This is a genomic window from Alistipes sp. (assembly GCF_048465575.1).
GTDB lineage: Bacteria > Bacteroidota > Bacteroidia > Bacteroidales > Rikenellaceae > Alistipes.
Genome location: NZ_DBFWLG010000007.1, coordinates 136,047 through 158,645 on the forward strand (window position 1 = coordinate 136,047; position 22,599 = coordinate 158,645).

Below are 22,599 nucleotides of genomic sequence, written 5' to 3' on the forward strand. Positions count from 1 at the left end.
GTCACTCCCCTAATTTGGTTCCGCACCCGGCACAGAATGCCTGCTGCCGACTCGCTTCACGCCCGCAGGAGGGGCAGACCCGCTGCATCGGCGCCCCGCATGCGGGACAGAATTTCGCTTCCGCCGCCACCGCAGCCCCGCACCCCGGACAAGGAACCGGCATGGCTTTTCCGCAGGCCGGGCATACCGCCGCATCGGCCGCGACATCGGCGCCGCACGCCGGACAGGGGTTGTAGGAATCGCCGCAGCGGGGACAGAACCGGGCGTCTTCGGGCACCTCGCAGCCGCACTTGTCGCATTTGCGCACGGCGGTCGGCGCTGCGGCGCCGCACTGCTGCGGATGGCCGCATGAGGGGCAGAATTTGGCCCCTGCGGGCGTTGCCGTGCCGCACTGCGCACACGGGACCGCCGGCTGCGTGCCCTGCGCATTCGCCAGCACCCCCTGCATCATGTGGTTCAGCGCACCTCCGACCCCGAACCCCATGCCCAGCCCCATGCCGGCGCCCATGACGCCGCCGGCCGTGCCCTCGTTGCCGGCCGCATGCTGCAACACGTCGTATGAGCGCTCCTGCTGGTAGGTGTAACCCCGTATTTCCATGTCCGCCTTTTTGGCGAGGGCCTTGCGCAGTTCCACCACGGCCGGGTCGTCCTCCGGCACCGAAATCCGGTTGATGAAGAAGTTGACCAGCCGGATGCCGAACTGCGCGAACTGCTCCTCCAGGTCGCTCTTCAACTCCTCCGACAACTCCGTGATCCGGGCCGCAATATCCAGCACGCTGATCTTGCGGTCGGTCACCGTCCGGGCGATCACGGCCGTGGCGCGGCTCATCAGCATCCCCCGAAAGTAATCCATGAGGCGCTGCCGGTCGAAAACGGGCAGTGTCCCGACCAGCTTCACGAGGAACGTTTCGGCCCGGTCGATCGTCACGCCGAACTGCCCGAAACCCCTCACGGGGATAATCACCTTGAACTCGGGATCGCGGACCAGAAAGGGTTGCTGCGTGCCCCATTTCACGTCGAGCACCGTGACCTTGTTGACGAACCACACCTCGGCCGTAAAGGGGTTCTTGCCGCCGAACGGAATGCCGTAAAGATTCTCAAGGAGCGGAATGTTCTCAGTCGAGAGGGTGTGCTTGCCGGGTCCGAACGTGCGGAGCAGCCGGCCCTTGTCGAAGAGCACGGCCTGCTGCGACTCGTTGACGATCAGCTGGGTAAGTGTCGTAAGGTTGGTCTCGGGGAAGCGCCATGCGAATACGTCGGGCGTACCGTTCCACCGGACCACGTCGATCAATGCCATATCGGATTGGGGGTTAGGGTGTCCAAATATAACACTTTTTTACGTTCTGCGCGCTTTTGAGGGTCGAAATTCCTCCGCCGAAGCCCCGTCACCCTTGCGCCGGAGGTCGGCGGCGCGCTTGCGGCACCAGGGCGCGATCCCGCACTCGTCGCATTTGGGAGCGCGGGCCGTGCAGACGTAGCGGCCGTGCAGGATCAGCCAGTGGTGCGCCACGGGCAGCAGGTGCCGCGGGATGTGCTTTTCGAGCGTCAGCTCGGTTTGCAGCGGGGTTTTCGAGTCGGTCGTCAGGCCGATGCGGTTCGAGACGCGGAAGACGTGCGTGTCGACAGGCATCACCTCCCGCTGCCACAGCACGGCCCCCAGCACGTTGGCCGTCTTGCGGCCCACGCCCGGCAGGCGCTGCATCTCGTGGAGGTCGCTCGGCACCTCGCCCCCGAACTCGGTGCAGAGCATCCGGGCCATGCCCGCAAGGTTGCGCGCCTTGTTGTTGGGGTAGGAGATGCTCCGGATGTAGGGATAGATCTCCTCAGCCGTCGCGGCCGCCATCTCGTAGGGCGTCGGAAAACGCTCGAAGAGCGCCGGGGTGGTCATATTGACCCGCTTGTCGGTACACTGGGCCGAGAGGATCACGGCCACCAACAGTTGGTAGGGGTCCTTGTAGTGGAGTTCGCTCTCGGCCGCGGGCATGTGCTCCGAGAACCAGGCGATTACGCCTTGATAACGCGCTTTGAGGGTCATTTTCGTTGGGTTTTCTTGCGTCGAAAGAGGATTTTCTTCACCAGCAGCCCCGCCCCCTCGGGGGTGAGCAGCAGCCGCGGGCAGCCCCACACGTCGCGCCCCCAGCGGGCCAGGTATTCGCCCGCGGAGCCCTCGAACGAGAGCACCCACAGGGCCACCGAACTGCGGCGGCGCAGGATGCGGAAACGGTTGCGGCGTCCGCCGTAGCGGGCGTCGAACCAGAGGCTGATGTCCATCAGCGAGTCGCAGAATGCGATCCGCCGGCGGTAGGCCGTGCTGTGGCTCACGCTCACCGGAAGCCGCCGGTGCACGGCCGTGATCTCCGGCAGGCAGCACACCCGGCTGCGGGCCGCGAACCAGAGCCACATGGGCTGGTCGTCGGTCATCCATTCGGGATGCTCCTCGGGGCGCACCTCGTCGTAGTAGCGGGCGATCAGCTCGCGGCGCGCCAGGGTCGTGCAGTTGCAGATCGTCAGGCGGCACAGGAGGCGGTCGAAATCGGTGAAATGCTCCTCCTCGTCCGGCTCCGTCCTATCCTCCGCCTGCCAGTAGTTCATCGCACGGGTGTAACACATGCCAAGCGCCGGGTCCGCCTCCATCCGCTCGACCTGTTTTTGCAGCTTGAGGGGATCGGTCCACCAATCGTCGCCGTCGCAGTAGGCCACGTAGCGTCCGCGGCAGGCGTCGAACGTGCGGCGGTAGTTGGCCCGCCAGCCGACGTTATGCGGCCCGGTCACCAGCCTTATGCGCTCCGGGTAGCGCGCCTCGTAGTCGCGGCAGATCGCCGCGGTGCCGTCCGTCGAGCAATCGTCGCCCAGCACCAACTCCACGACAAAAGAGGTCTGCTGCGCAAGGACACCCTCGACAGCCTGCGCCAGATAGGGCGCGTGGTTGTAGGTGGTCATCAGGACCGATACGAGCGGCGCGTCCATGCTCTCAGAGTTTGGTCAGTTTGGCGAACTTGGCCAGCAGGGTCTTGACGCCCGCCGCTCCGAAATCGACCACCAGTTTCTGATCCGTGGCCAGCATTTCGATCCGCTGCACGGTACCCGCGCCGAACTTGGGGTGCTCGACAAGCTGCCCCACGGCATAATCGCCCGCCCCGGCGCCCGCGTCGCCCGCCGGCCGCGCTCCCAGCCGCCGCAGCCCCTCGGTCGAGGGACGCGGGGGCTGCACCGCCGGCTGTTGCGACTGGCTACGCGGCTGCGGGGAGCCGAAAGAGCCGCCCGAAGCGCCCTGCGCCGCCCGCGGAAAACGCCGCGCCACGCCCGATTCCCCGTCGGCCGGGCGTCGGCCGAAGCCGCCGCCCGTGCTGCCGCCCTGCCGCTCCTGATTCCCCGTGCGTCCGCCATAGCCGCCGCCCGCAAAACCCGTCCGCCCGGCATTCGCGCCGTAACCGCCCGGCCGCTCTCCGCCCTGCTTCTGCTGGAAACGGTAGTCGAAGCGGCGGCGCAGCTCGTCGATGGCCGTTCCGCCCGCCTCGTCGCGCAGCGGCCCCTCCTCGTCGATCCCTTCGTCGCGCTCGATGTAGCGGGGGTCGATCTCCCGCAGGAAGCAGCTGGGCCGCGAGAACTCCATGTTCCCCCACTTGAAGCGCATCTCGGCATAGGAGATCGTCGCCGCGACCTTGGCCCGCGTGAGGGCCACATAGAACAGCCGCCGCTCCTCCTCCATGCCGTCCGGCGACTCGGCGGCGCGCTGCGAGGGAAAGAGGTTCTCCTCCAGACCCACGATATAGACGTATTTGTATTCGAGCCCCTTGGCCGAGTGGACCGTCATGAGCGTCACCCGGTTGCGGTCCTCGGGGTCGTCCTTGTCCATGTCGGTCATGAGCATGACCTGCTGCAACCACTCGTCGATGGTGGCCTTGTCCTCCTCCGGCCGCTCGCCGCCCCGGATTTCGGCCTCGACCTGCTCGCTGAAGAGCTTCATCGAGTTGAGCAGCTCCTCGATGTTGTCCAGCGCCGAGGTCGCCTCGGGGGTGTTCTCCGTGCGGTAGGCCGCCAGAATCCCCGAGCGCGAGGCGATCTCCAGCCCGAAATCGTAGATCGACTGCTCGCTGCGGCAGAGCGACAGCGCCCGGATCATGGCCACGAAATCGGTCACCTTGCGGGCGATCGCTTTCTGCACGGCGTCCTGCACCGGCTCGGCCACCAGGGCGTCGACCGCCTCCCACATCGACACCCCGCGCCCTGCGGCCAGCTGGGCGATGCGCTCGACGGTCGTGTCGCCGATCCCCCGTGCCGGGTAGTTGACGATGCGCTTGAACGCCTCGTCGTCGCGCGGGTTGACCACCAACCGGATGTAGGCCAACAGGTCCTTGATCTCCTTGTGGTCGTAGAACGAGCTCCCCTTGTAGATGCGGTAGGGCACCCCGCGGCGGCGCAGCTCGTCCTCCAACTGCTTCGACTGGTTGTTGGTGCGGTAGAGGATCGCCGCCTCCGCCCAGGCGTCGTCCGCCGCGCGGACCCGGTCCCGGAGGTCGGTGACGACCAGTTCGGCCTCCTCGCGGTCGGTGTAGGCTTTCAGCACGCGGATTTTCTCGCCCGCGTCGCCCTCAGAGAAGCACTTTTTCTCCAGCCGCTTCGCGTTGCGTGCGATCACCGAGTTGGCCGCCTCGACGATGGTGCGCGTCGAGCGGTAGTTCTGCTCCAGCTTGAAAACCATCGCCTCGGGGAAATCCTGCTGGAACTTGAGGATGTTCTCGATCTTGGCCCCGCGGAACGAGTAGATCGACTGCGCGTCGTCTCCCACCACGCACACTTTCGAATGGTGCTGCGAGAGCCGCCGGATGATGACGTACTGGGCGTAGTTGGTGTCCTGGTACTCGTCGACCAGAATGTAGCGGAACTGCTCCTGGTAGCGTGCCAGCACCTCGGGGCAGTCCCTGAGGAGGATGTTGGTCTGCAACAGCAGGTCGTCGAAATCCATCGCCCCGTTGCGCTTGCAGCGCTGGCAATAGATATTGTATATGTTGCCGAATTCGGGTATCTGCGCCTGCCGGTCCTCGGTGGCATAAGCCGACGAGGCCAGGTAGGCGCCGGGCGTTATAAGGCAGTTTTTGGCATAGGAGATACGCGACGCGAGCATATTGGGCTTGTACTTTTCGTCCGCGAGGTTCAGCTCGCGCACGATGGTCTTCAGCAGGTTTTTCACGTCCGACGGCTCGTAGATCGTGAACGAGTCGGGAAAACCGATCTGCCGGGCGTTTTCGCGCAGGATGCGCGAAAAGACCGAATGGAACGTGCCCATGCGGATATACCGGCAGCGGTTTTCGGGGATCATCTGCGCGATCCGCTCGCGCATCTGCGCCGCAGCCTTGTTGGTGAACGTGAGCGCCAGGATGTTGTACGGCGCCACGCCCTGCTGGATCATGTAGGCGATGCGCGACGTCAAGACGCGGGTCTTGCCCGACCCGGCGCCGGCGATGATGAGCGACGCCGTGTCGTAGTTCACCACAGCCTCGCGCTGCGCGGGGTTGAGCCCTTGCAATATGGTTGATTCGTTGGATTCCATGCGTGCAAAGTTAATAAAGAATTAGGAAAGAATTTTGCCGGGAAAATAATATCTTTGCACAGCGAACGTTAAAAGGTTACGCGCGACGACAATACAAAATTCAACATATCAAAAAGCCATGAGCGAAGTCATCAACATCAAGGAACTCAACGAACGCATCGAGCGCGAATCGGTCTTCGTCGATACGCTGCGCACCGAAATGGGCAAGGTCATCGTGGGGCAGTCGCACCTGGTCGACACCCTTCTGATCGGTCTTTTGTCCAACGGCCACATCCTCCTGGAGGGCGTGCCGGGCTTGGCCAAGACGCTGGCCATCACCACGCTGGCCAAAGCGGTCGACGCCTGCTTCTCGCGCATCCAGTTCACCCCCGACCTGCTGCCCGCCGACCTGATCGGCACGCTGATCTACTCGCAGAAGAACGAGGATTTCATCGTCAAAAAGGGCCCCGTCTTCGCCAATTTCGTGCTGGCCGACGAGATCAACCGTTCGCCCGCCAAGGTGCAGTCGGCCCTCTTGGAAGCCATGCAGGAGCGCCAGGTGACCATCGGCGACGGGACCTATCCGCTGCCCGAACCGTTCCTGGTATTGGCCACGCAGAACCCTTTGGAACAGGAGGGCACCTACCCGCTGCCCGAGGCGCAGGTCGACCGTTTCATGCTCAAGGCCAAAATCTCCTACCCCAAGAAGCAGGAGGAGCGCGACATCGTGCGCATGAACCTCTCGGGCGCCGGCATGCCCTCCGTGAACAAGGTCATCTCTCCCGAGGACATCGTCAAGGCCCGCCGGGTCGTCGAGGACGTCTACATGGACGAGAAGATCGAGAAATACATCATCGACATCATCTTCGCCACGCGCGAACCGGCCGAATACAACCTCGCCAAATTGCAGAATCTGATCTCCTACGGCGGCTCCCCCCGCGCCTCGATCTCGCTCGCTAAGGCGGCCCGCGCCTACGCTTTCATCCGCCGCCGCGGCTACGTCATCCCCGAGGACGTGCGCGCCGTCTGCCACGACGTGCTGCGCCACCGCATCGGCCTGACGTACGAGGCCGAGGCCGAGAACATCTCCACCGAGGAGATCGTCACCGACATCCTCAACAACGTCATCGTACCCTAACGATGCAGCAGACCGAGAACGATATTCTGAAGCGCGTCCGCAAGATCGAGATCAAGACCCGCGGTCTTTCCAGCGAGATTTTCGCCGGCAAGTACCACACGGCTTTCCGCGGACGGGGCATGTCGTTTTCCGAGGTGAGGGAGTACCGCGCGGGCGACGACGTGCGCGACATCGACTGGAACGTCACGGCCCGCTCGTCGAAGCCCCACATCAAGGTCTACGAGGAGGAGCGCGAACTGACGATGATGCTACTGGTGGACGTCTCGGCTTCGCGCCTGTTCGGCTCGACCGGGCTGCTCAAAAAGAACGTCATCACCGAGATCGCCGCCGTCCTGGCTTTCTCCGCGTCGCAGAACAACGACAAGGTCGGGTGCATCTTCTTCTCGGACCGGATCGAGAAGTTCATCCCCCCGAAGAAAGGGCGCAGCCACATCCTGACGATCATCCGCGAGCTGGTCGGCTTCCGCCCGCAGTCGGCGGGCACGAAGCTCTCCGAGCCGGTGCGCTTCCTGACGAACGTGATGAAGAAACGCTGCACCACCTTTATCCTCTCGGATTTCCTCAACCCCGACCCCGACGCCGAAGCGCTCGAAGAGGCCCTGAAGATCGCCTCGAGCAAGCACGACCTGGTGGGCATCCGCGTCTCGGACCCCCGCGAGGCGGAACTTCCCGATGTGGGCATCGTCGAGATGCAGGACGCCGAGACGGGCCGCAAGGTGTGGGTCGACAGTTCCTCGCGCGCCGTCCGGGAGCATTACGCCGCCTCGTGGCTCGCGCGCAGCGAGCGGATCGACCGTACGCTGCGCCACAACCGCATCGACACGGCCACCGTCGCAACCGACGCGGACTATGTGGCCGAACTGATCAAACTCTTCAAACAGCGATGAAACGTCTTACCCTCCTAACGCTTCTGCTGGCCCTCTGCACAACGGTCCGGGCGCAGGACACCCCCGCCGTCCGGGCCCGCGTCGAACCCGACAGCATCGGGATCGGCGACCGGTTCGACTACGTGATCGAGGTCGACAAGGACCTGGTGCAGGTCGTGCAGTTTCCCGAGTTCACCCCCGCGCACCACGGCGAGATCGAGTTGGTCGAGAGCCTGCCGGTCGACACGCTTTCGCGCGAGGGACGCCGGCTGCGGCTCCTCAAACGCTACCGCCTGGCCGCTTTCGAAGAGGGGCGCTACAACCTCGGCGCCGCGCGCGTGCTCTATGCCGACAAGAACATCGTCGACACGCTCCGCAGCCACGATTCGGTCTATCTCGAGGTCACCACGTTCCGGATCGACTCCACCTCGCAGTCGATCTACGACCTCAAGCCGCAGAAGAACCTCCCGTTCCGCTTCCGCGAGATCAGCGGCTTCCTCTACCTCGGCGCCTGGATACTCGTTCTGCTGACCGGGATCTTCTTCGCCCTCCGATACTGGCTCGCCAGCCGCGGCAAGGGGCTGGGCGACCTGTTCAAACCCGCGCCCCCGCAGCCGCCCCACGTGGTCGCCATCCGGGCGCTCGAAGCGCTCCACCACCAGAAGCTGTGGCAGAACAACCGCCACAAACAGTACTATTCGCAACTGACGGACATCCTGCGCACCTACATCGACGGCCGCTGGGGCGTCAGCGCGATGGAGATGACCTCCGACGAGATCATCGCGGCGATGCGCACCGTGGAGCTTCAGGACAAGGCCCGCATGGACCTCACGGCCATCCTCCGCGACGCCGATCTGGTGAAATTCGCCAAGGCCACGCCCGACGGCGAGCAGAACGAGGCGGACTATCTGAAGGCCTACTATTTCGTCGAGGAGACGAAGCTCGTCAACGACGGTCCGGAGACCGTCGAGGACGAGCAAATAAAAATGAAAAATTAAAAATGAAAAATGGGATGTACCGATTACTCTATATACTCCTGCTTTTCATAGCGGCCGGGGCCCGTGCTCAGCAGCAGCCCGAGCGGTCGCAGGTGCGCAAGGGCAACCGGCAGTACCATAAGGGCGACTACGAGACGGCGATCGAACGCTACACGCGGGCGCTTACGGTCTCGCCGCAGTCGTTCGAGGCAGCCTACGACCTGGGCAACGCCCTCTACAAGGCCGAGCGCTTCGACCACGCCGAGCAGACCATGCAACGGGCGGCGGCCGACTCGCTGCGGAGCGACACCGAGCGCGCCGAGGCGTTCTACAACCTGGGCAACGCCCAGTTCAAGCAGCAAAAATACAAGGAGGCGCTCGAAAGCTACAAGCAATCCCTGCGGCTGAACCCCTCGGACATGGAGGCCAAGTACAACTACGCCTACACCAAGCGCCTGCTCGACGAAGACCAGCAGGGCGGAGGCGGCGACAACCAGCAGGACCAACAAGACCAGCAGGATCGACAACAGGACCGGCAGAACCAGCAGCAAGACCGGCAGGGCGACGGGCAGGAGAAGCCCGGCGACCAGGACCGGCAGCAGGGCGACGGACAGGACGAACAATCCGACCCGGAAGACAACCAGCAAGGTGAGCCGCAGCCCGTCGAGGCGGGTCTCTCCGAAGAGGAGCAGCAGCAGATTCTCGACGCCATCCAGGCCCGCGAGGACAAGACCCAGGAAAAACTCAAGGAGAAGCAGGGCGTGGTCGTGCGCGGCAGGAAAAACTGGTAGGCGTTCCGAATTAAAAATGAAAAATTAAGAATTAAGAATTGAAGAGCGAGAATGTCATACGAATAAAGAGTCTCGATTTTGCCGTCCGCATTGTCCAATTACAAGAATCTGATCCACACCCATAAGGAGTATATCCTCTCCAAACAGCTTCTCAAAAGCGGTACGAGTATCGGAGCCAGTGTACATGAAGCGATGGGAGCTCAATCGACGGACGATTTCATTTCGAAAATGCACATCGCCTTGAAAGAGGTGTATGAGACCGAATACTGGCTCGAGTTGCTATACCGGACGGATCTCCTGGACAAAAACGAATTTGACACGATTTTTTCGGATTGCCGGGAGTTGACGAACATCATTGCCAGCATTGTAAAAACAATGAAAGAGAAAAGATAATTTTTAATTTTTCATTTTTAATTCTTAATTAGTCGCGGACATGCAATTCGCATCACCTCACTTACTCTGGCTGCTCCTGCTCCTCGCGCCGCTTGTCGCCCACTACGTCTGGCAGACGCTTCGGGGCGGGGCGGCCATCCGCATCTCCTCGATCGAGGGGGTGGCGCACGCCCCGAAAAGCATGCGCTACTACCTGCGTCACGTGCCTTTCGTGCTGCGTACGACAGCCCTGGCGCTTCTGGTCGTGGCGCTGGCGCGTCCGCAGGATGTCGAACGACTCTCGCACACCAATACCGAGGGCATCGACATCATGCTCTCAATCGACGTCTCGGGCTCGATGCTGGCCCGCGATTTCAAGCCCGACCGCATCACGGCGGCCAAGGAGGTCGCCGGGCAGTTCGTCGCCGACCGCTACGGCGACCGCATCGGCCTGGTCGTATTTGCCGGCGAGGCGTTCACCCAGAGCCCCCTCACGACCGACCAGAGCACGTTGCAGACGCTTCTTGCGCGCATCCGCAGCGGCCTGATCGAGGACGGCACGGCCATCGGCAACGGGCTGGCCACGGCGATCAACCGCCTCAGGGAGAGCGACGCCAAATCCAAGGTCATCATCCTTTTGACCGACGGCGTGAACAACCGGGGCGAGATCGCGCCCCTGACGGCCGCCGAGATCGCCCGCGCGCAAGGCATCCGGGTCTACACGATCGGCGTCGGCACCCGCGGCACGGCTCCCTATCCGACGGTCAACATGTTCGGCGAGCTGACCTTTACGCCCCAGAAAGTCGAGATCGACGAAAAGGTGCTGCGCCAAATCGCCTCCCAGACCGGCGGCGAGTATTTCCGCGCCACGGACAAAACCAAGCTCAAGGAGATTTACGACGAGATCAATCAGCTCGAAAAGAGCAAGGTCGAGGTCTCGGAGCGCGTCGCCTACCACGAGTTGTTCCTCGTGTGGCTTCTGTGGGCGCTGGCGCTGCTCGCCGCGGAGTTCCTCATCCGCACGTTGGTTCTCAAACGTATTCCGTAAACAAGTTCGCCCATGTTCCGATTCGCAAATCCCGAATATCTCTGGCTGCTGTGCGCCCTGCCCCTCTTCGCAGCGATCTACGCTCTGGCGGCGCGGCGCCGCCGCAAACGGCTGGCGCGCTTCGGCGATCCGGCTACGCTCCGGGAACTCACGCCCGACGTCTCTACCGGACGCATCCTCTTGAAATTCATCCTCTTCTTAGCGGCTTTCGCGCTCGTTGCGCTGGCTGCGGCCCGTCCGCAGTTCGGGTCGAAACTCCGCGAGGAGAAAGCACAGGGTGTCGAAATGATGCTCGTGGTGGACGTCTCGAACTCGATGCTGGCCGAAGATTTCGAACCCAACCGGCTCGAACGCACCAAATACGCCATCAACCGCCTCTTCGACGGCCTCAGGCAGGACCGCGTGGGGCTCGTCGTCTTCGCGGGCGAACCCAAGGTCCAGCTTCCGATCACCTCCGATTACCGCATGGCCAAGGCTTTCGCCCGGCGCATCGACCCCTCGCTGGTCTCGGTGCAGGGCACGGCGGTCGGCAAGGCGCTGGAGCAGGCGCTGCTCTCGTTCTCGGGCGACACGGAGGAGGCCCCGAGCCGGGTCATCATCCTCATCACCGACGGTGAGAATCACGAGGACGACGCCCTCGCGACAGCCAAACGGGCCGCCGAACTGGGCATCCGCATCTACACCATCGGCATCGGTACGCCCGAGGGCGCTCCGATCCGCATCGGCGGCGAGTTCATCCTCGACGAGGGGGGCGACATGGTGGTCTCGAAGCTCAATGAGGAGATGCTTTCCCAAATCGCCGACCTGACGGGCGGCGCCTATGTCCGTTCGTCGAAACAGTCCATCGGGCTCGAAGAGATCGTGCAAAGCATCAACGAAATGGAGCAGTCGGAGCTGACGACCATCCGCTTCGAAGAGTTCAACGAGCAGTTCCAGTGGCTCGTGGCCGCAGCCCTCGTGCTGCTCGTGCTCGAACTGCTGCTGCTCGACCGCCGCAACCCGCTGCTGGCCCACCTCAACATCTTCCGCGAAAAGGCGTGATCCGCTGCCGGAAAGACACGAAAAAGCCCGGTGTGTGCGCACACACCGGGCATTTCATCGCTACTCGACCCGAATTTCGTCGGTGAATATCCAGCCGCCCTGCCGTCCGTTTCGGAGCGCTTTCACCCGCACGTAGCGTCCCTCCGCCTCGCCCTGCCAGGCGAATTCGCGGTAGCAGTTGCGCTTGTATTCGAACGGCACCTCGTTCTCGACCGTCGTGAGCGGCCCGAAGCGCTCGCCGTCGTCCGAGACCGCGAACTCCACGGCGCGGGGCATCCAGATATCGGCATAGAATCCCTGCATGAAATCGGCCGCGATGCGGCGCACGGGCTGCCGCTCGCCGAGGTCCACGACTAGTTCGACATCCGTATTGAGCCACCCCTGCCAGCGGCGGTCGCCGTAGTTCCAGCCGCCGCGCAGGCCGTCGGTCAGCGAGCCGTCGCCCGCAGCCGCGTAGCTGGGGCTGTATTTCGGGCGGTAAATCACCGGGCGCCCGGTAGAGAGGCAGGCCACCGTGTCGAGCGACTCGGGACGCGGCCCCACGGCGTTCTTCTGGTCGAACGGGTGGTAGCCCCGCTCCTGCAACCACCCCACGGCGTCGAGCACGCGGCCGTGGAAATCGGCGTAGTCCATCCGTTCAGGCCGGCTCCACCCCACCTCCGCGATGGCCATGAGGCGCGGCCAGATCATCCGCTCGGCGTGCTCGCCGGTGGGGATGTGCTCGCACCAGAGGTTACCCTGCACGCCCAGAATCATCTTCGTCACGTCCGCACCCAGCGAATCGGGCGCCGGATCGTGGCGATAGGCCTGCTCGAGGGTGACGAACGCCGGCGCCGCAGGCGGCTCGCTCGACGGGTCGTCCTGGCAGTAGTCGAGGTAGCAATGGCTGTTGGGGGTCATCACGGCATGGTGCCCGGCCCTCGCCGCAGCGATACCGCCCTCGGCGCCGCGCCACGACATGACCGTGGCGTTGGGCGCCAGCCCCCCTTGCAGTATCTCGTCCCAGCCCAGGAGACTGCGCCCCTTGCCATTGAGGTAGCCCTCGATGCGGTGCACGAGGTAACTTTGCAACTCGTCCACGTCCCGCAGCCCCTCGCGCCGCATCCGTTCGCGGCAGCGGGGGCAGGTTTTCCACCCCGTCTTCGAGGCCTCGTCGCCGCCGATGTGGATGTACTCGGAGGGAAAGAGCTCGATCACCTCCGCCAGCACGTTTTCCAGGAATTCGAACGTCTCCTCCCGGCCCGGGCAGAAGTCGGAATCGACGTAGGGCTTTCCGCTGCACGAGAGCGCGGGGTAGGTGGCCAGCACCTCCTCGCTGTGGCCCGGCATCTCGATCTCGGGAATGACGGTGATGTGCAGCGCCCGGGCGTACTCGATCACCTCGCGGATTTCGTCCTTGGTGTAGTAGCCCCCCTCGGCCGCCGGGTCGTCGCGGTGGCAGTAGCGCTTGCCGCCGAACTGCCACCCCTCCCAATTGGGGTAGGGGCGCCAGGCCGCAAAATCAGTCAGCTCCGGGTAGCGTTCGATCTCGATGCGCCAGCCCGCCCCGTCCGTGAGGTGCCAGTGGAAGCGGTTGAGCTTGTAGCGGGCCATCAGGTCCAACTGCCGCTCGACGAACTCTTTCGGGCGGAAATGGCGCGAGACATCGAGCATGAAACCGCGGTAGGGAAAGCGCGGTGCATCGGCGATCCGCACCGCGGGAATGCGGCGGCCGTGGTGCCCGGCCAACTGGGCGAGCGACTGGAGGCCGTAGAAGAGGCCGGCGGCATCGGGTGCCGTGATCGTGATGCGGCCGCGAGCCACATCGAGCACATAGCTCTCGGGCGTCCCTTGCGCGGCGAGCCGCAGTTCGAGCGCGGCTTCATCGGGGGATGCGGCCGGAGCGAATGCAGCCGGGAAAAAGTCGCCGGCGCGCTCCGTCCAGGCCGCAAGATCGGAGAGCTCCTGCCCCGCGAGGTCAGTCGTCCACGCAAGCGTCTCGGGCATCCGGAACGCCCCCTCGCCCCACGCAACGGAGTCGGGCGCCGGGATAATGCCCGTCGACAGCTCCCCGGACGGCGTGCCGCAGGCGGCGAACAGCGCCGCTGCGGCTGCAAAAATCGAGGTTCGTAGTTTCATCGGTGTATACTTTTGTGTAAAGATAGCCATTTTTTGAAAAAAAGGCGGACGGCATGAAGCCGCCCGCCCTGAAAAAAGGTTCATGCGATTCACCGGAGGGGTTCCGCCGCCCCGGCCGTCGCAGCATCCGCTACCACGTGGCGTCGATGAACGTCGGGTTGGCGGCCTGCCCCTTGGCGTCGAAACCGTGGCCGGTAAGGTCCACCATTTTGTTATTGAGCCTCCAGCGGGAGTTGGATTCGGTCTCGCTGATCGGCTCCGACTCGTTCATTTTCCAGTAGGTCAAGAGCCCCGGGGTCTTGGGATCGACGATCACCAGATCGCGCAGGTTGGCGATCTCCGTACCGGTCAGCGCTTTCGACCAGACGCGGGCCTCGGCGATGTAACCGTCGAGCGGGCGGTTGGAGTTGTAGTTCGAACCGGCTCCGATACCGAATCCGATGCCGCTGCCGTTCCACAACTGCACCTCGGTGATGTCTACGGTCTCACCGCGGTTGGGCGTCTCGGTGATGAAGCGTCCGTCGATGTAGATTCGCAGTGCCGAGCGCGACCAGACGGCGGCCAGGTGGTACCATTTGCCGGTAGCGCAGGGCACGGTGGTCGCTGCGGGCTGGTAGTCGCCCTTGCAGACCTGCACGACATCCTTGCCGATCTTCACGTCGCCGAAGCGCATGCAGACATTGCCCTCGAGGCCCATGATCGAGCTGATGTAGGGGTCGCTGCCCTGGAAATTATTGGCCATGACGCGGCATTCGAGCGTCAACTCGGAGAGCGCCGACAGGTCGGGCGTGCCCTCGGGAGCGCCGGCGGGAACCTTGTAGTCGTAGAATCCCGGCACGATGTACTTGTTGCTTCGACCCAGATAGACCGCCTTGCTGTGTACCGGGGCACGGAACACGAGGTAGAACGTGCTCGACGGCTCCAGCACGGGCATCGTGCCGTCGGTCCCGACGATCTTCACGGGCAGGCAGTAGAACTTGCCCAGCTCGAGGGTCTGGTTGACGACGATCTCGGCGGCGTCGGAAACGCTCTTGCCGGCCTTGATCGTCACCTCTTTCTTCTCGAAATCATACTCTTCGAGCAGTTCGCACTGGCGTCCGTAGTTGCGGTTGTAACTTTCGAGCATCTCGGGAGCGATTTCGAGCCGCACGTGCGTCTCCCGGTCGACGGCCAGCGACGCGGAGACCGAGAATTCGGCCACCTCGCCCGGACCCGAGATGGTGATGGTCTTGGCCGGTTCGATCTGCGCTTCGGTCACATAGATCGACGGGATGTACTCTTCCGCCTCCTGGCAGCCTGCAAAGGCCGCTGCACAGACAAAGGAGGCTGCGATATATTTCAGTTTCATAATCATTGTTTTTGTCGGTCTTGTTAATTGTTCGGAGCAATAGCATTCCACTCGTTGCAACCGATGAATCCGCCGGATGCACTGGCCTCCGAATTATCGTAAGTCATGCGAACATAACGGCAGGTGATAGGTCGGATAAATTTCACATACTGCCATTTGTTGCCATCGGCAGCAGCTACGTCAACAGCTTGATCCACGGGAATGGACTGATCGATCCATACGTCTCCATCCTGGCTGAACATTATGTTATAAAGTTGCTTGGTCGCATAGTTCATATTGCCGAGGACCATGCCCATGCGGAAACCTATGATGGTCTGCTGTTTGGCCATATCGATCCGCACCCAACGCTTTCCGCTAAGGCTCGAATACCACCCCATCTGGTTGTTGTCTCCGTCGAACATCTGGTTGTTATCCAATCCTCCGATAGCACCGGTGCCCTCTCCCTCGACCGAATAGATCCAGCCCGTTCGATCGGCGATCACCGTTCCGTCGATCGACGTGACGCCTGCCTCCACGTTGTTCTTTATCTTGGAGAAAACGACGTACTTGACCAGCGAACCTTCGGCTGCGGCCTTGAAATCGGTATTGTCGCCCAGATCGATCCGGAAAGCCATCATAAAGAGTCCCTCCCCGAAATTATCCGGATCGGCGAAAGCGATCTCGACAGGATCGATGGCTTTGGCTCCCTGCCGGACGATCACCTTGTCGGCTACGGTCAGCGTTTTCATATCTGCCGTCTTGTAAGAGGTACCGTTGGCCGTGTTGTAGGCGGTCACCAGCGAAGCGTCGGCAACGAGTGCGAATTCGGTATCGACCGGAGCGCCGTACGAAAGCGACGCGTTCAGCTCGTAGCTATCGATTACCTGTCCGGTCGGAGTAACCGCGATTTTCATCAACTGCCCCTCATTGTAACGAGCCATCTGCACTGCACTGACCACCAGGTCGGCGTTTACCGAGATTTTGAGGTAGAATATCTCCTGAGCAGTATTGGGCGTGAATCCTTTGACAGCGTCGCAGTTCACACGCACCGGGATCAGATAGGTCTTGCCGGCTTCGAATTTCGATGCGTCGGTAATCCTCAGTTTCACGGGAGCCTCCTCGGAGCTGACCTGTGTTCCGGCAGCGAAATGGAGCGGCCCGGAGAAATTCACCACCGAAGGATCGGCCTGAAGATACTCCGTATAGTAGTACTCGTTGTAGGAGGCCACCAGGCTGTTGTCCACCATCATCGGAATATCGGTATCGGCGCTGACGATTCCCGAAAGTTTTGCGGTCATCTCAATAACGATTGCTTCGCTGGCACCCGACGGGAATTTGGAGATCGAGACCTGCTTTTCACCCGCCTCGTTGAGCGTGACCAGGTTCTTCGTGTAGTCGCCCTGCGGCGCCGGGTTGGCCAGCTGAATGGCCTGGCGCATGTGCTTGTACTGCATCGTTGCGTTGCCGTACTCGTACTCCATGTGGTACGAGCCGAAGCCGGCCGAGGTGGAGGTTTTGGCAAAGTCGGCCATTCCCAGCAGCGAAGGACGGGTTACGCCGTCCGAGCAGGTGTAGTTCGGCCCGCCGCTCTGCCAGTTGGATTCGAAATTCTCGGTAAAGATCATCTGCTCGGGACGCCAGCCCCTGTTGCCGGCGGAGGCAGTGCGATCTTCCAGGTCGGAGGCACCATAGCAGTTGTAAGCTTGACTGACGGCATAGTCGCACAATTCGGCGATATTGGCCGGGAGCCAGCTGCTGTCGACGTTACCGTCGATCAGGAACAGGCGTCCGGTACCCGATTTGGGACCGATATACTTGCTCAACTCCTCGGCGAATTTCTTAAAATTGGCCGGATTGGTATTCATCGGACCCTGATGGTCGATGGCTGTCTCGAAGTCGATGTCCATACCGTCGTACTGGTATTTGTCCATCGAGTCCTTGCCCCATGCCTTGGCATAGGCGATGATTCCGTCCTCGGTGATCTGACCGTCGACCTTGAATACCTCGGGCATGTCCTTGGCCGAGATACAGAAGACGACCTTGGCGCCGAGAACCTGCTGCACGAACGCCTTGTCGGCGATTTGCTCGGGTGTCAGGCTGTGCCACTGGCTCCAGACGGAGATGATGTCCATCGAGTCGGGCACGCTCGACATGTGGTTCTGCTTCGAAGAGCTGATGGCCGTCCAGGAGCCGTACCAGCCGAAAGCGAGTTTGTGCGGGGTTTTCTTGTAAGCACGCAGCCGGGCATAGTAGGCGTTGTCGCGCAGGATGGGCGACTGGTCCTCGGGATACTGCACACGCACCGGCTCGGGCGTGTTCTGCTTCTCGCAGGCGAAAAACAGCCCGGTCAAAGCAAGCAGCAACGTATATACTGTTATTTTTTTCATGGTTCAACTTTCTTTTAGGTTCGTTTTATCGCTTGTCCCACCAGAGTTTCGTTCCGCCGGCATCGGGTCCGTTCAACAGTCGCGTAGCGGCCGACACGGCTCCGGCATTGTTCGAGTACTCCAGTTTGGGGAAGACCATGCGACGGATCTGCACGTTCTTGTTGATCGTGGGGTCCTGGCTGTTCGATACGATCGGGAAGATCTTGGGGAATCCCGTGCGACGGAACTCGGCCCAGGCCTCCATGCCGTTGGGAAACAGAGCGATCCATTTCTGGGTCATGATCCGCTCCAACTCCTTGCCGTCGTCGGCCCACTTGATGTTGATCGAGGTGAGGGGATTCGCATTGCCCACGGGATTCTCCGAAACGTTCCGGTAATAGACCGGTTTCTTGTCCGTATTGTCCGCATAGGTGGCCGCTTCGCTGGCCGAAAGTCCGTTCTCTATGAACGACAGCCGGATGCCCTCGTTGTAGTTCGACGCGGCGCTCGCACTGTTACCCTGCCGGAAATAGTATTCCGCCTTGAGGAACGCCACCTCCGAGGCCAGGAGCCATTTCATCGGCGTCGAGGTCTGGATGTTGGGGGCCGAGGTGCAATCGGTGTAGAACGACTGGGCCGTGGTACCCATGCCGTTGGGCACGCCGTGGTACTTGCTGTCTTTCTTGGCGGGCTGGAACAGAACGGGCATGCGCGGGTCCTCGTAGCCGTTGAGGAACGAATCCATCGAGGCGCTCATGCGGGCGTCGTCGTAGGAGTTCCAAAGCATCTCCAAGGGGTTGTTGATCGTAAAATTGCGGTAGTTCTGGAGAATCGCGTTATCCTGCGTGTCGGTAATCACCCCGTCGTCAATCGCCTCTTTGGCATAGGTGGCCGAGAGCGTAGGTTCGACGTAGCTGATACGCATCGCCAGACGCAGTTTGAGCGAGTTGGCGAACTTGATCCATTTCGAGAAATCGCCGGCATAGATGGCGTCCACTTTCTCCAGCGGACGGCCGTCGGGGGCAATGGCGACGTACTCCTTGAGCACCCCGATCGCAGCGTCGAGCGTCTCGAAGAAATGGTTGTAGAGCACCTCCTGCGAGTCGTACGGATTGCGCGACTTGCCGAAATTGAGCACCGGCAGCGGACCGTACATGTCGCTGGCACGGTGGAGCGTCAGCACCTTGAGGATGTCGGCCACGGCCTTGGTCTCCGGTGTGATGAGTTGGTTCTGGTAGGCCAGGTCGAGTTGCAGCCAGGCGGGCATAACCTGCGTGAAAGCCACCTCGAAAACGGTATTCGACCAGTTGTTGGCCGTCAGGTTGTAGACCATCGGGTTGTTGCCGCCGTCGAAATGGTTGGCGCAGGCCATGTAGCCGGCATAGTGGTCGGCCAGGAGGTTCCAGCCCGTCTGATAGCGGTTCACCGGAACGGTCGTCTCGCCCGTGGTGGGGTACATGGCATCCAGCTCCATTGAGGTGATGAGCGTGGTCTTGTCGATCTTCTGGGCTGCATTGGGGTCGGTGTTGAAGCCCTCGAAATCTCCGGTACACGAACCGGCAGCCAGGAGCAGAACCGACGCCACTGCCAGACCTATTCTTGTGTTTTTAAATATGTTTTTCATGGTCGTTTCGGTTTAGAATTGGAGCCTTACGCTGAAACCCAGGGTGCGTACGCTCGGCTGCATGAAATAGTCGAAATTCTGGTAGTAGGTGCTCGTCGACGCAGTCGATTCGGGATCGAACGGCGCCTTGTTGTAGAACATGAACAGGTTGCGCCCCACGAACGAGACCGTAGCCAGCAGCTTGTTGTTGAACCACTTGGCCGGGAGGTCGTAGCCGACGGTCAATTCACGCAGACGCACGTTCGACATGTTGTAGATATACTGCGACATCATGCCCATGCCGTCGCCGACGTTGTTGTAGAAATCCTGCACGCCCGTGATGGTCTGCGTGGCGTTGAGCTGCACCCCTTTCATGTCGCGGGCGATGGCCGAAGCCTCCGAAACGCCGTAGCGGTCCATCAGGGCCTGCGTAACCGAAACGCCGCGGCCGCCGATGCGGGCATCGATCAGTACGCCCAGCGAAACGCCCTTGTAGGAGAACGTGTTGTTCCAGCTCATGCGGTAGCGTGCTTCGGTATTGCCGCCGTAGATCCAGGTATTGTTGTCGGTCGAGACGGCGCCGCTGTTGGGATCGACGTAGATGTTTCCCTTGTCGTCGGTCTTCAGACCCGTCACGTAGAAATCGCCGATCGAGCCCCCTTTCTCCAGGTGGATCCGGTAGCCTCCGTAGTCGAAATTGACGTAGGGCAGATCGACCGGTTCGCCCGTGTCGGGATCGAGGGTACCTTTGGGAACCAGCTGTTTGATCTCGTTGCGGTTCAGCGAGAAATTGAAATTGGTCGACCAGGAGAAATCGCGCCACGTGTTCTTGTAGCCGATGACGGCCTCGATACCGTAGTTGTTGACCTTGCCAGAGTTGAGGTACTTTTGTTTGTAACCCGAGCTGGGAGGCGCGTCGTAGAGGAAGAGCTGGTTGAACGTGTTGGTGTTGTAGTAGGTCGCGTCGAGCCAGATCTTGTTGCCCAGGAACTTGGCGTTCAGACCCGCTTCGAACGACTTGGTGCGCTCGGGCCGCAGGTGGCGCGCCGGGGCGATCGTCTGGGCGGTGACGCTGCCGTTCAGCAGGCCGTAGTTGTTGCCCGTGATGTAGCGCTGGGGAGCATTGCCCACCTCGGCGTACGATCCGCGGACCTTGAGGAACGAGATGCCCGCTTTCGAGAGGTCGGCCATCGACGAGATCACGGCCGAAACGCCTACCGAGGGGTAGAAGATGTTCATGCGCGGCGTGAATGCCAGCTGCGAAGCCCACTCGTTGCGCAGCGAAGCATCGACGTAGAGCATCCCCTTGTAGCCCAGCTGCAAGGTGGCGTAGATGGCCTGCGTCTGGTCGTGGTAGTTCTCCTGCATGGGCAGGGTGTTGGGGTCGCTGGTGACGATGTTGTTGAACGTAAATTTGTTCTCGATACCGGCCAGGTTACCCTCGTAACCCGTGCGCGAGTTCTTGTCGTCCATCAGGCTGGCGCCGAAATTGAACTGGAGCGAGAACTGATCGTCGAAGAACGTCTTGTCGATCGACAACAGGGCGTCGGCATAGAGGTTGTTGTGGTTCACCTTATGATTGAGGTAGTTACCATATTCCGACGCAAACAGCGTGTTCGACGACGCCCAAATCTTGCGGGTGTAGTTCATGGTCATGTTGTCCGAGCGGACACGGCCCGTCAGGCTCAGCCAGCTGGTAACATCCCATTTCATCGTCGCGTTGAACGTGTAGCGCTGCATCGTATTCTCGAAGAGCTGGCGGTTGGTGACCCAGTAGGGGTTCTCCACGCCGTTCATGTACTCCAGAGGCCAGAACTGCTTGTTGTAGCCCGCAGCGTTGTCGTACCGCTCGTAAACCTGGTACTTGCGGATGTCGTCGCCCACCGGGAAGAGGTAGATGCCGATCAGCGGGTTGTGGTAGAGACCCTGCACCAGGGCGTTGCGCGTGTACTGCTTCATGTAGGAGGCGCCCAGGTCGAGCGTCAGCTTCTCGGGAATGAGCACCGACGAGTTGCGCAGCGAGAAATTGTAGCGGTTGTAGACGTTGTTGGGAATGATGCCGCGCGTGTTGACCGCCGAGGCCGAAGCGTACATCTGGTTGCGGTCCGTGCCGGCCGTCAGACCGATGGAGTTGGTCTCGTTGAAACCGGTCTGGAAGAAATCGGCGGGATCGTACGAACTGGGCTTGGCCAGTTTTTCGCCCCAACTCATCGAGGGAGAGTTGACGTCGGTGCCGTAGGTGTTCTGGAAGCGCGGCATGACGAACGGAGAGGAAAAAGTCGTGCTGTTCGAGTAGTTGACCCTTACGCCGCCGGCGCTGCCTTTCTTGGTGGTGATGAGCACCACGCCGTTGGCGCCCTGCGAACCGTAGAGTGCGGCCGCGGTGGCGCCCGAGAGGATCGACATCGACTCGATGTCCTCGGGGTTGATGTTGGCGATACCCTCGAAATCGCCGCCGTCGGGCGTCTCGTAGATGCCCGCGGTCTGCGCCGAACGCAGGCTGGGCATGGGAATGCCGTCGATCACGTAGAGGGCGTTGTTGTCGCCGTTGATCGATTTCACGCCGCGCAGCACCACGCGGGTCGAACCGCCTGCACCCGAAGCGCTGGCATTGATCTGCATACCGGCGATCTTGCCCGAGAGGGCATTCATGAAGTTGGCGTCCTTGACCGTGGTCACCAGGTCTCCCTCGACTTTCTGCACGTTGTAGGTCAGCGACTTTTCGGCACGCTTGATACCGAGCGCCGTCACGACCACCGCGTCGAGCACCTCGTTGTCCTCGGCCAGCACGACCGTGAGCGGTGCGCCCGTCACGGGCACCAGCTGCTTCTTGTAGCCGATCAGCGAGACCTCCAGCACGTCGCCCTTTTTGGCCTGCGGGAGCGAGAAATTGCCGTCCAGGTCGACCGCGGCACCCGTGGTCGTCCCCTGGATAAGTACCGTAGCGCCGATCAGGGGCATCCCCTTTTCGTCCTTAACGGTACCCTCGACACCGCTCTGAGCGGTCTGGGGGGGGGAATTTTTGGCTTTCTTCGAGAGCACGACGTGTTTGTCGCGCAGCGTGTAGGCGATGTCCGTACCGGCAAACAGCCGGTCGAGCACGGCGGTCAGCGGTTCGTTGCGCGCCACCATCGACACGTTGCGCTGGGTATCGATGTCGGAGGTGTTGTAGACGAACGAGTAACCGGTTTGTTGCTGGATGGTTTGGAAAACCTGAACGATTGCGACGTTCCGGGCATCGACCGTCACGCGCGAAGCGGCCTCATGCGGCTGTGCGGCAGCATGTGCGCCATAACATCCCAATAGCAGCATCGGGACAACGGCAAGACAACGGAAACATGCTGCCACAGCATGCGCCCCCTTGCCTGCCGCAAGGTAAATTTTTTTCATGGATCGGAAATTAGGTTAGATAAAATGTGTCG

At 61.7% G+C, this 22,599-nt stretch carries 16 protein-coding genes; 7 read left to right on the forward strand and 9 right to left on the reverse strand.

Going from position 1 to position 22,599, the window contains the following annotated elements; genetic code table 11:
- Window position 1: 1 nt before the first annotated feature.
- Genes ACMQ11_RS02345 through ACMQ11_RS02360 form a run of 4 tightly spaced genes read right to left on the reverse strand, consistent with a single transcriptional unit; the run spans window position 2 to window position 5,551 of the window.
- Complete coding sequence (locus ACMQ11_RS02345) at window positions 2–1,297, reverse strand: SPFH domain-containing protein (protein WP_418991056.1); 1,296 nt, start codon at window positions 1,295–1,297, stop codon at window positions 2–4.
- A gap of 39 nt (window positions 1,298–1,336) precedes the next feature.
- Window positions 1,337–2,035, reverse strand: a complete 699-nt coding sequence (nth, locus tag ACMQ11_RS02350; RefSeq protein WP_418991057.1) for an endonuclease III — start codon at window positions 2,033–2,035, stop codon at window positions 1,337–1,339.
- Window positions 2,032–2,967, reverse strand: coding sequence for a glycosyltransferase family 2 protein (locus ACMQ11_RS02355; RefSeq protein WP_418991058.1), 936 nt, complete (start codon window positions 2,965–2,967; stop codon window positions 2,032–2,034). The genes nth and ACMQ11_RS02355 overlap by 4 nt, the downstream gene beginning before the upstream one ends.
- A gap of 4 nt (window positions 2,968–2,971) precedes the next feature.
- Complete coding sequence (locus tag ACMQ11_RS02360) at window positions 2,972–5,551, reverse strand: ATP-dependent helicase (RefSeq protein ID WP_418991059.1); 2,580 nt, start codon at window positions 5,549–5,551, stop codon at window positions 2,972–2,974.
- 118 nt (window positions 5,552–5,669) lie between these two features.
- Between ACMQ11_RS02360 and ACMQ11_RS02365 the strand changes: the two genes are divergently transcribed.
- From ACMQ11_RS02365 to ACMQ11_RS02395, 7 genes are all read left to right on the forward strand, one after another.
- On the forward strand, window positions 5,670–6,668 hold the full coding sequence (locus ACMQ11_RS02365) for an AAA family ATPase (RefSeq protein WP_418991060.1): 999 nt from the start codon (window positions 5,670–5,672) through the stop codon (window positions 6,666–6,668).
- A 2-nt stretch (window positions 6,669–6,670) separates the two neighbouring features.
- Window positions 6,671–7,555: a DUF58 domain-containing protein gene (locus ACMQ11_RS02370; RefSeq protein ID WP_418991061.1), complete on the forward strand. Its 885-nt coding sequence runs from the start codon at window positions 6,671–6,673 to the stop codon at window positions 7,553–7,555.
- Window positions 7,552–8,532 (forward strand): hypothetical protein, encoded by a 981-nt coding sequence (locus tag ACMQ11_RS02375; protein WP_418991062.1) that lies wholly within the window; start codon window positions 7,552–7,554, stop codon window positions 8,530–8,532. The genes ACMQ11_RS02370 and ACMQ11_RS02375 overlap by 4 nt, the downstream gene beginning before the upstream one ends.
- Window positions 8,533–8,546: 14 nt before the next feature.
- A complete protein-coding gene (locus ACMQ11_RS02380) occupies window positions 8,547–9,302 on the forward strand; it encodes a tetratricopeptide repeat protein (protein ID WP_418991063.1) in 756 nt (251 codons plus the stop codon).
- Between the two features lie 90 nt (window positions 9,303–9,392).
- Window positions 9,393–9,695 (forward strand): four helix bundle protein, encoded by a 303-nt coding sequence (locus ACMQ11_RS02385; protein ID WP_418991129.1) that lies wholly within the window; start codon window positions 9,393–9,395, stop codon window positions 9,693–9,695.
- Window positions 9,696–9,735: 40 nt separating this feature from the next.
- The gene (locus tag ACMQ11_RS02390; RefSeq protein WP_418991064.1) at window positions 9,736–10,722 is read left to right on the forward strand and encodes a vWA domain-containing protein; all 987 of its coding nucleotides are present in this window, start codon (window positions 9,736–9,738) and stop codon (window positions 10,720–10,722) included.
- A gap of 12 nt (window positions 10,723–10,734) precedes the next feature.
- The gene (locus tag ACMQ11_RS02395; RefSeq protein WP_418991065.1) at window positions 10,735–11,763 is read left to right on the forward strand and encodes a VWA domain-containing protein; all 1,029 of its coding nucleotides are present in this window, start codon (window positions 10,735–10,737) and stop codon (window positions 11,761–11,763) included.
- A gap of 60 nt (window positions 11,764–11,823) precedes the next feature.
- Here ACMQ11_RS02395 and ACMQ11_RS02400 read toward each other — a convergent pair whose 3' ends face one another.
- The 5 genes from ACMQ11_RS02400 to ACMQ11_RS02420 all read right to left on the reverse strand — a co-directional run bounded on the left by ACMQ11_RS02400 (window position 11,824) and on the right by ACMQ11_RS02420 (window position 22,567).
- Window positions 11,824–13,881 (reverse strand): family 20 glycosylhydrolase, encoded by a 2,058-nt coding sequence (locus ACMQ11_RS02400; protein ID WP_418991066.1) that lies wholly within the window; start codon window positions 13,879–13,881, stop codon window positions 11,824–11,826.
- A 130-nt stretch (window positions 13,882–14,011) separates the two neighbouring features.
- The gene (locus tag ACMQ11_RS02405) at window positions 14,012–15,229 is read right to left on the reverse strand and encodes a DUF1735 and LamG domain-containing protein (RefSeq protein WP_418991067.1); all 1,218 of its coding nucleotides are present in this window, start codon (window positions 15,227–15,229) and stop codon (window positions 14,012–14,014) included.
- Between the two features lie 23 nt (window positions 15,230–15,252).
- Window positions 15,253–17,595, reverse strand: coding sequence for a glycoside hydrolase family 18 (locus ACMQ11_RS02410; RefSeq protein WP_418991068.1), 2,343 nt, complete (start codon window positions 17,593–17,595; stop codon window positions 15,253–15,255).
- 25 nt (window positions 17,596–17,620) lie between these two features.
- Complete coding sequence (locus ACMQ11_RS02415; protein WP_418991069.1) at window positions 17,621–19,198, reverse strand: SusD/RagB family nutrient-binding outer membrane lipoprotein; 1,578 nt, start codon at window positions 19,196–19,198, stop codon at window positions 17,621–17,623.
- Window positions 19,199–19,210: 12 nt separating this feature from the next.
- Window positions 19,211–22,567 carry a SusC/RagA family TonB-linked outer membrane protein gene (locus tag ACMQ11_RS02420; RefSeq protein ID WP_418991070.1) on the reverse strand — a complete coding sequence of 1,119 codons (3,357 nt, stop codon included), beginning with the start codon at window positions 22,565–22,567 and terminating at the stop codon, window positions 19,211–19,213.
- Window positions 22,568–22,599: the final 32 nt, after the last annotated feature.

Coding starts and splice junctions, on each gene's coding strand:
- ACMQ11_RS02345 (WP_418991056.1), bottom strand. CDS start 1,297: ATGGCATTGATCGACGTGGTCCGGTGGAACGGTACGCCCGACGTATTC.
- nth (WP_418991057.1), bottom strand. CDS start 2,035: ATGACCCTCAAAGCGCGTTATCAAGGCGTAATCGCCTGGTTCTCGGAG.
- ACMQ11_RS02355 (WP_418991058.1), bottom strand. CDS start 2,967: ATGGACGCGCCGCTCGTATCGGTCCTGATGACCACCTACAACCACGCG.
- ACMQ11_RS02360 (WP_418991059.1), bottom strand. CDS start 5,551: ATGGAATCCAACGAATCAACCATATTGCAAGGGCTCAACCCCGCGCAG.
- ACMQ11_RS02365 (WP_418991060.1), top strand. CDS start 5,670: ATGAGCGAAGTCATCAACATCAAGGAACTCAACGAACGCATCGAGCGC.
- ACMQ11_RS02370 (WP_418991061.1), top strand. CDS start 6,671: ATGCAGCAGACCGAGAACGATATTCTGAAGCGCGTCCGCAAGATCGAG.
- ACMQ11_RS02375 (WP_418991062.1), top strand. CDS start 7,552: ATGAAACGTCTTACCCTCCTAACGCTTCTGCTGGCCCTCTGCACAACG.
- ACMQ11_RS02380 (WP_418991063.1), top strand. CDS start 8,547: ATGTACCGATTACTCTATATACTCCTGCTTTTCATAGCGGCCGGGGCC.
- ACMQ11_RS02390 (WP_418991064.1), top strand. CDS start 9,736: ATGCAATTCGCATCACCTCACTTACTCTGGCTGCTCCTGCTCCTCGCG.
- ACMQ11_RS02395 (WP_418991065.1), top strand. CDS start 10,735: ATGTTCCGATTCGCAAATCCCGAATATCTCTGGCTGCTGTGCGCCCTG.
- ACMQ11_RS02400 (WP_418991066.1), bottom strand. CDS start 13,881: ATGAAACTACGAACCTCGATTTTTGCAGCCGCAGCGGCGCTGTTCGCC.
- ACMQ11_RS02405 (WP_418991067.1), bottom strand. CDS start 15,229: ATGAAACTGAAATATATCGCAGCCTCCTTTGTCTGTGCAGCGGCCTTT.
- ACMQ11_RS02410 (WP_418991068.1), bottom strand. CDS start 17,595: ATGAAAAAAATAACAGTATATACGTTGCTGCTTGCTTTGACCGGGCTG.
- ACMQ11_RS02415 (WP_418991069.1), bottom strand. CDS start 19,198: ATGAAAAACATATTTAAAAACACAAGAATAGGTCTGGCAGTGGCGTCG.
- ACMQ11_RS02420 (WP_418991070.1), bottom strand. CDS start 22,567: ATGAAAAAAATTTACCTTGCGGCAGGCAAGGGGGCGCATGCTGTGGCA.